Here is a 7,752-nt window from a genome sequence, read left to right as displayed (position 1 = left end):
TTCTCACCCCCACCTCCGGCCGGGGGTTACCGTGTCCTCGACAGCGTGACGGCTTGGGGCCACACTTGTGCGGTTGTCCGAGCACACAGGGCAGCGCGCAGAGCAGCACGGTAAGAGGAGATGGTGTCCGGGTGTCGCGCCACAGAATCGGTTTCTGGTACCGCTTTGCGGCGGTAATCGCCAAACCGCCACTGCTTCTCCTCTTCAGGCGCGAGTGGTCCGGAATGGAGCACATTCCCCGTGACGGCGGGTTTATCGCCGTGGTCAATCACAACTCGTATCTCGACCCGCTGTCCTACGCCCACTATCAGTACAACACCGGCCGGGTGCCGCGCTTCCTGGCCAAGGTCAGCCTGTTCAAGGGCGGGTTCGTGGGCTTCATGATGCGCAGGACCGGTCAGATCCCGGTCTACCGCGAGTCCGCGGACGCCATCGGGGCGTTCCGGGCGGCGGTCCAGGCCATCGGCAAGGGCGAGTGCGTGGTCTTCTACCCGGAGGGCACCCTGACCAGGGACCCCGCGCAGTGGCCGATGGACGGCAAGACCGGCGCCGCCCGGGTGGCGCTGCTGACCCGGGCACCGGTGGTCCCGGTGGCCCAGTGGGGCGCCAACGAGGCGGTGCCGCCGTACGCGAAGACCGAGCGGATCAGGCTTTTCCCGCGCAAGACGCTGAAGGTGAAGGCCGGCCCGCCGGTCGACCTCTCCGCCTACTACGACCGCGAGCCCACCGCGGAGGTGCTGCGCGAGGTGACGGAGGTCCTGATGGACGCCATCACCGAGCAACTCGCCGAGGTGCGCGGCGAACCCGTGCCCGCCAAAAGGTTCCAGTACCGCAGCCCCCGCACCCGTTCGAAGGGCGGACCGGCCGACACCGAGGGCGGGCGGACAGCCGGAGGTGCCGAAGGCGAAGGCGGGAACGCCGGGACCAAAGCCGAGATCAACGCCGAGAGCAAGGGAGAGAACGCGTGACGAAGGTGGCGGTATTCGGCAACGGGTCGTGGGGTACGGCGTTTGCGATGGTGCTCGCCGACGCCGGCTGCGAGGTCGCGCTGTGGGGCCGCCGCGCCGAACTCGCCGAGACGATCAACAGCACCCGCGTCAACCCGGACTACCTTTCCGGAGTTCGACTGCCGGACGCGGTGCGGGCCACCGCCGACCCGGCGGAGGCCGCGCGGGACGCCGAGTTCACGGTGCTGGCCGTCCCCTCCCAGACGCTGCGTGCCAACCTCGCCCACTGGCGGCCGCTGCTGCCGGCCGACACGGTGCTCGTCTCACTGATGAAGGGCATCGAACTCGGCACCGCCAAACGGATGAGCGAGGTGATCGCCGAGGTCGCCGACGCACCGGACGACCGGATCGCGGTGCTCTCCGGCCCCAACCTGGCCCGGGAGATCGCCGACCGGCAGCCCGCCGCCTCCGTGGTGGCCTGCCGCGACGAGGAGGTCGCCCGCCGTCTCCAGGCCGCCTGCCACACCCCGTACTTCCGGCCGTACACCAACACCGACGTCGTCGGCTGCGAACTCGGCGGCGCCGTGAAGAACGTCATCGGCCTCGCGGTGGGCATCGCGGACGGCATGGGCCTGGGCGACAACGCCAAGGCGTCGCTCATCACCCGGGGGCTGGCCGAGACCAGCCGGCTCGGTGCCGCGCTCGGCGCGGACCCGGCGACCTTCGCCGGCCTCGCCGGCATGGGCGACCTGGTGGCCACCTGCTCCTCGCCGCTCTCCCGCAACCACACCTTCGGCACCAACCTGGGCCGGGGGATGACGCTGGAGGAGACCATCGCGGTCACCCGGCAGACCGCCGAGGGCGTCAAGTCCTGCCAGTCGGTGCTCGACCTCGCCGGCCGGCACGGTGTCGAGATGCCCATCACCGAGACCGTCGTGAACATCGTCCATCTGGGCAAGCCGCCGCTGGTGGCGCTCAAGGAGCTGATGTCGCGCAGCGCCAAGGCCGAAGGCGCCTGACCCGCCTCCCGTCGCCAGCCGCCGCCTCCCGCCGCCTCCCGCCAGCCGCCGCGTCCCGCCGCCCGGACGGCAGCCGACGGTGACCGGCCCGGTACGGCGGGAGAACGTCGCCGTCCGAGTCGTGCCGCGCCTGCGGTACCCGGCGGTACAGGCGGTAATCTCGTCGCGATGAGCACGACTTACGCCTCCAGCCAGCCGTCCAAGCCGCGTGTCGCCGTCGTCTTCGGCGGACGCAGCTCAGAGCACGGGATCTCGGTGGTCACCGCCGGTGCGGTCCTGCGCGCGATCGACCGCACCAAGTACGACGTGCTGCCGATCGGCATCACCACCGACGGCCGCTGGGTGCAGGCCGTCGACGACGCCGAGCGGATGTCGATCAAGGGCAGCGAACTGCCGGACGTCGGGCAGCTCTCCGACGACCGTCCCGGCGGCGTGCTGCTGCCGCTCGACCCGGCCGGCCGCGAGGTCGTCCAGAGCAGGCCCGGCGAGGTCCCCGAGGTGCTGGGCGAGGTGGACGTCGTCTTCCCCGTGCTGCACGGCCCCTACGGCGAGGACGGCACCATCCAGGGAATGCTGGAGCTGTCCGGCGTGCCCTACGTCGGCTCCGGGGTGCTCGCCAGCGCGGTCGGCATGGACAAGGAGTACATGAAGCGGGTCCTGGCCTCCTACGGGCTGCCGGTCGGGCCCTACGAGGTGATCAGGCCCCGCGAGTGGGAGCAGGACCCCTCCGGCGCCCGCAAGAAGGTCGTGGACTTCGCCGCCGAGCACGGCTGGCCGGTCTTCGTGAAGCCCGCCCGGGCCGGCTCCTCGATGGGCATCACCAAGGTCGACGACCTCACCGGTCTCGACGAGGCCGTCGAGGAGGCACGCCGCCACGACCCGAAGATCCTGGTCGAGGCGCTGCTCAGCGGCCGGGAGATCGAGTGCGGCGTGCTGGAGTTCGGCGACGGGCCGCGCGCCAGCGTTCCCGCCGAGATCCCGCAGCCGGGATCCGACACGGGCCACGACTTCTACGACTTCGAGGCCAAGTACATCAGCGCCTCCGCCGGCATCGTGCCGGCGCCGCTCACCCCCGACGAGACCGCCGAGGTGCAGCGGCTCGCGGTCGCCGCCTTCGAGGCGGTGTCGTGCGAGGGTCTTGTGCGGGCCGACTTCTTCCTGCTGGAGGACGGCCGCTACGTGATCAACGAGATCAACACCATGCCCGGGTTCACCCCCATCTCGATGTACCCGCAGATGTGGGAGAAGTCCGGGGTGCCCTACCCGGAGCTGGTCGACCGGCTGATCCAGAGCGCCCTGCACCGGCCCACCGGCCTGCGCTGAACGAGCCGTCGTCCGCGCGTCGTTCGGACGGCCGGCACGGCTCGGGGGCGCTGCCGCCGCCCTCGGGCCGTGCCGCCCGGGGGCGGTAGTCTTCACTGCCGGGCGTCGGCGGCCCCGGGCGCGGCACCACCCGTGCGCCGGGGGTCGAGGACGGGCCCGCCCACGGCGCCCGTCCGGGACGCCCCGGCGGGCGCTTGGAGGCCAGGGAGTGAGACGAGCGGCTCACCGGGCGAGCACACGGGGAGCTACAGATGAACAACCGGGCAGGTCAGAGTGCGGGTGATGCCGTCCACCTGCTGGACCTTGGCGACCACCAGCCGGCCCAGTTCGTCCACCGTCTCCGCCTCGGCGCGCACGATGACGTCGTAGGGGCCGGTCACGTCCTCGGCCTGGATCACCCCGGGGATCAACCCGATCACCTCGGCGACCGTCGACGCCTTGCCGACCTCGGTCTGGATCAGGATGTACGCCTGTACCACGGGACCTCCAGGGCGGCTTCGAGGATCATGGGAGGAGAAGGGACGCCACGGTACCGCGTCGTCACCCGTCGCGGCGAGTCCCTTCACCGCTACGGGTGCGGCGCGTCGACACCGCCCGCCCGGCTCCGCCCGGCGGCCGACCGCGCCGCCGTCCGAACCGGTCCACGTACCGCCGTACCCCGTACGCGCGCCACCAAGCCGTGCGCGCCGAAGAGCCGCGCGCACCACAGAGCCGAAAGGGCAGACGGATGCTGAGTTCCACCGGGGGGCACCCCCGGACTCCCGAGACGGTCGGTGAACTCGGTGAGTTCGGCCTGATCCGGGAGCTGACCTCCCGCATCGACGCCACCCCGGCCGTACGGCTCGGCCCCGGCGACGACGCGGCCGTGATCGCCGCGCCCGACCGCCGGGTGGTCGCCAGCACCGACATCCTGTTGGAGGGGCGGCACTTCCGCCGCGACTGGTCCACCGCCTACGACGTCGGCCGCAAGGCCGCCGCGCAGAACCTCGCGGACATCGCGGCCATGGGGGCGGTGCCGACCGCGCTGCTGCTCGGTCTCGTCGTCCCCGCCGACCTGCCGGTGACCTGGCCGGCGGAACTGATGGACGGCATCAGCGACGAGTGCCGGGTGGCCGGCTCGGCGGTGGCCGGCGGGGACGTCGTACGCGGCGAGACGATCACCGTCTCCATCACCGCGCTCGGCGACCTCCAGGGCCGGGAGCCGGTGACCAGGGGCGGGGCACGCCCCGGCGACGTCGTCGCGGTGACCGGCTGGCTCGGCTGGTCGGCCGCCGGTCACGCCGTGCTCGCCAGGGGCTTCCGCTCGCCGCGCGCGTTTGTCGAGGCGCACCGCAGACCGGAGCCGCCCTACGACGCCGGGCCGGCCGCCGCCGACCTCGGCGCCACCGCGATGACCGACGTCAGCGACGGCCTGATCGCCGACCTCGGGCACATCGCGGACGCCAGCCGGGTGCGGATCGACGTGCGCTCGGCGGACTTCGACGTGCCCGCCCAGATGCACGACATCGGCCAGGCGGTGGGCGTCGACCCGCTCCAGTGGGTGCTCACCGGCGGTGAGGACCACGCGATCGTCGCGACCTTCCCCCCCGACCGCAAGCTGCCCGCCCGCTGGCGCCGCGTCGGGGAGGTGCTGCACCCCTCGGCGCAGTCCCGGGTGACCGTCGACGGCGCCCCCTGGGACCGCGCCGGCGGCTGGGACCACTTCGGAGGAGACACGTGACCCGTCCGGAAACCACCGCCCGCCCGGCGCGGGTGCTCACCGTCGCCGGCTCGGACTCCGGCGGCGGCGCCGGAATCCAGGCCGACCTGAAGACCATGCTGGCGCTCGGCACCCACGGCATGAGCGTGCTCACCGCCGTGACCGCCCAGAACTCCCTCGGCGTGCAGGGCGCCTGGGAGCTGCCGCCGGAGGCCGTCCGCGCCCAGTTCCGCAGTGTCGTGGACGACATCGGCGTCCAGGCGGTGAAGACCGGCATGCTCGCGTCCAGGGAACTGGTGGAGACCGTCGCCGGACTGCTCGCCGACGTCGACGCCCCGGTGGTGGTCGACCCGGTCGGCGTCTCCAAGCACGGCGACCCGCTGCTGGCGGCGAGCGCGCTGGACGCCGTCCGCACCCGGCTGCTGCCGAACGCCACCGTGGCCACGCCCAACCTGGACGAGGTGGAACAGCTCACCGGGGTGCGGGTGACCGGCGAGCGGGACCTGCCGAAGGCCGCCGAGGCCGTGCTGGAACTCGGCCCCCGCTGGGCACTGATCAAGGGCGGCCACCTCGCCGGCGCCGCCACCGACCTGCTCACCGACGGCACCACCGAGCACTGGCTGCGCGCCCCCCGGTACTCCAACCGCCACACCCACGGCACCGGCTGCACGCTCGCCAGCGCGACGGCCGCCGAACTCGCCAAGGGCGCGACGGTCCCGGACGCGGTCACCGCCGCCAAGGAGTACGTCACCGGCGCCATCCACGCCGGCTTCGCCCTCGGCGCCGGCATCGGCCCCGTCGACCACGGCTGGCGCACCCACCGCTGACCGACCCCGGGCCCCCGCGACGCCCCCGGCACGCGCGGAGGGCCCGGACATGCGCGAAGAGCCCGGACGTGCGCGACGAGTCCGGACATGCGCGAAGAGCCGGCCCACCAGAGGTGGACCGGCTCTTCAGCGACCGGCGAGGCCGCGCTGCGGAAACCGCGTCAGCGCGAGACCTTCCCGGCCTTGATGCACGAGGTGCAGACGTTGAGGCGCTTCGGCGTCCGACCGACCACGGCACGCACGCGCTGGATGTTGGGGTTCCAGCGACGGGGGGTGCGGCGGTGCGAGTGGGAGATGCTGTTGCCGAAGCCCGGCCCCTTGCCGCAGACGTCGCAGTTGGCAGCCACGGGTCACTCCAAAGACTTCAGATGCACGTACGGTGAATCCCGGACGAAGCATGCCGCCACCCGTCGGATGTCGGGGGGCCACCGGCTGCGCCAGGGAGGAAGACCTGACTTCTGTCAGGCAACCGGAGAAGCATACAACGGCCGAGGTCGAACATCGAAATCAGCCCGTTCCCGCCCGCCGGGAAGCGGCCTCCGACGTCGGCCCGGTGCCGCGCGGCGGGCCGCGCGACTAGGGTCTGTCCGGATCAGACCGCTGAAGGAGGCCCGTCCGTGCCGCACCCGCTCGACGCCGCCGCGGTGCGCACCTGGTGCGCCCGGGCCCTGGACACCCTGGGCCAGGCCCGCGAGACGATCGACGCGATCAACGTCTACCCGGTCGCCGACGCGGACACCGGTACGAACCTGTACCTGACGGTCGAGTCCGCGGCCCAGGCGGTGGAGGCCGCCGCGGCCGGCGACCCGACGACCGTGGAGGCCGTCAACGCCATGGCGCACGGCGCGCTGATCGGCGCGCGCGGCAACTCCGGCACGATCCTCGCCCAACTGCTGCGCGGCATGGCCGAGGTGGTGGGGGAGGGCGGCGACCTGGCGACCGCGCTGCGCCGGGCCGCCCGGTCCGCGAACGCGGCCGTCGCCCACCCGGTGGCCGGCACGATCCTCACCGTCGCCGAGGCCGCCGCCGACGCCGCCGAAGCGCTCGCCGGAGAGGCGGACCCGGCGGTCGTCGCGAGGGCGGCCTGGGCCGGCGCCCGCCAGGCCCTCGCGGACACCCCCGGACAGCTCGGCGTCCTCGCCGAAGCCGGTGTCGTCGACGCCGGCGGCTACGACGAGCCGCGCTGGTGGCACCCGCGCGGCTGGGCGTACGTGCGCGAACACGGCCTGCGCGCACCGCTGTTCTGGCGCCGCGACGGCGGCACCTGGCTGCGCCGCCGCTTCGGCCACGTCGAACCCGTACCGCCCGAGCAGCCGGTCATGCACGTGTGCTGGTACGAGGCCGACGCCTACGCCCGCTGGGCCGGGCGGCGGCTGCCCACCGAGGCCGAATGGGAGAAGGCCGCCCGGCACGACCCGGCCACCGGCCGCTCCCGCCGCCACCCGTGGGGCGACGACACCCCCGGCCCCGAGCACGCCAACCTCGGCCAACGCCACCTGGAGCCGGCCCCCGCCGGCGCCTACCCGGCCGGCGCCGCACCCTGCGGAGCCCGCCAACTGCTCGGCGACGTCTGGGAGTGGACCGCCTCCGACTTCACCGGCTACCCCGGCTTCACCGCGTTCCCCTACGACGAGTACTCGAAGGTGTTCCTCGGCGGCGACTACAAGGTGCTGCGCGGCGGCGCGTTCGGCGTCGACCCCGTCGCCTGCCGCGCCACGTTCCGCAACTGGGACCACCCGATCCGCCGCCAGATCTTCGCCGGGTTCCGCACCGCGCGCGACGCGGAGGTGACCGACTGATGTGCCGCCACCTGGCCTACGTCGGCGCCGAGACCACCCTGGCCGCCGTCGTCAGCGAACCGCCGCACGGCCTGTACGAGCAGTCGTGGGCGCCCCGCCGGCAGCGCTACGGCACGGTCAACGCCGACGGCTTCGGCA

General features: G+C 73.3%; 8 protein-coding genes and 1 pseudogene. 7 read left to right on the top strand and 2 right to left on the bottom strand.

The window, feature by feature from the left end; all coding sequences use genetic code 11:
* Window positions 1-131 precede the first annotated feature (131 nt).
* From GL263_RS16880 to GL263_RS16870, 3 genes are all read left to right on the top strand, one after another.
* Window positions 132-968: a lysophospholipid acyltransferase family protein gene (locus GL263_RS16880; protein ID WP_182856553.1), complete on the top strand. Its 837-nt coding sequence runs from the start codon at window positions 132-134 to the stop codon at window positions 966-968.
* Complete coding sequence (locus GL263_RS16875; RefSeq protein ID WP_182856552.1) at window positions 965-1,966, top strand: NAD(P)H-dependent glycerol-3-phosphate dehydrogenase; 1,002 nt, start codon at window positions 965-967, stop codon at window positions 1,964-1,966. Before GL263_RS16880 ends, GL263_RS16875 begins: the two co-directional genes overlap by 4 nt.
* Window positions 1,967-2,134: 168 nt before the next feature.
* Window positions 2,135-3,289, top strand: coding sequence for a D-alanine--D-alanine ligase family protein (locus tag GL263_RS16870; protein WP_182856551.1), 1,155 nt, complete (start codon window positions 2,135-2,137; stop codon window positions 3,287-3,289).
* A gap of 245 nt (window positions 3,290-3,534) precedes the next feature.
* On the opposite strand, the gene GL263_RS16865 is transcribed toward GL263_RS16870, so the two are convergent.
* Window positions 3,535-3,768: an Lrp/AsnC family transcriptional regulator gene (locus tag GL263_RS16865; RefSeq protein ID WP_182856550.1), complete on the bottom strand. Its 234-nt coding sequence runs from the start codon at window positions 3,766-3,768 to the stop codon at window positions 3,535-3,537.
* Window positions 3,769-4,016: 248 nt separating this feature from the next.
* On the opposite strand from GL263_RS16865, the gene GL263_RS16860 reads away from it, so the two are divergent.
* Window positions 4,017-5,009 carry a thiamine-phosphate kinase gene (locus GL263_RS16860; RefSeq protein ID WP_182856549.1) on the top strand — a complete coding sequence of 331 codons (993 nt, stop codon included), beginning with the start codon at window positions 4,017-4,019 and terminating at the stop codon, window positions 5,007-5,009.
* The gene (gene thiD / locus GL263_RS16855) at window positions 5,006-5,815 is read left to right on the top strand and encodes a bifunctional hydroxymethylpyrimidine kinase/phosphomethylpyrimidine kinase (RefSeq protein ID WP_182856548.1); all 810 of its coding nucleotides are present in this window, start codon (window positions 5,006-5,008) and stop codon (window positions 5,813-5,815) included. The genes GL263_RS16860 and thiD overlap by 4 nt, the downstream gene beginning before the upstream one ends.
* Window positions 5,816-5,976: 161 nt before the next feature.
* Here thiD and rpmB read toward each other — a convergent pair whose 3' ends face one another.
* Entirely contained in the window at window positions 5,977-6,162 is a 186-nt protein-coding gene (rpmB, locus tag GL263_RS16850; RefSeq protein ID WP_028426177.1) for a 50S ribosomal protein L28, read from the bottom strand.
* Between the two features lie 270 nt (window positions 6,163-6,432).
* On the opposite strand from rpmB, the gene GL263_RS16845 reads away from it, so the two are divergent.
* Together GL263_RS16845 and GL263_RS16840 are read left to right on the top strand one after the other, a co-directional pair.
* Complete coding sequence (locus tag GL263_RS16845; RefSeq protein WP_182856547.1) at window positions 6,433-7,614, top strand: SUMF1/EgtB/PvdO family nonheme iron enzyme; 1,182 nt, start codon at window positions 6,433-6,435, stop codon at window positions 7,612-7,614.
* Window positions 7,614-7,752, top strand: a pseudogene (locus GL263_RS16840) (class II glutamine amidotransferase); the annotation flags it as partial. The gene GL263_RS16845 and the pseudogene GL263_RS16840, both read left to right, overlap by 1 nt.

The sequence above is a fragment of the Streptomyces durbertensis genome (genome assembly GCF_014156695.1).
Taxonomy (GTDB): Bacteria; Actinomycetota; Actinomycetes; order Streptomycetales; family Streptomycetaceae; genus Streptomyces; species Streptomyces durbertensis.
The sequence above is the reverse complement of the archived record's forward strand: the minus strand, read 5'-3'. Positions and strand labels throughout refer to the sequence as shown.

Bases quoted from the DNA above. Each gene is read 5' to 3' on its own strand.
- GL263_RS16870 (WP_182856551.1), top strand. From the start codon at position 2,135: ATGAGCACGACTTACGCCTCCAGCCAGCCGTCCAAGCCGCGTGTCGCC.
- GL263_RS16860 (WP_182856549.1), top strand. From the start codon at position 4,017: ATGCTGAGTTCCACCGGGGGGCACCCCCGGACTCCCGAGACGGTCGGT.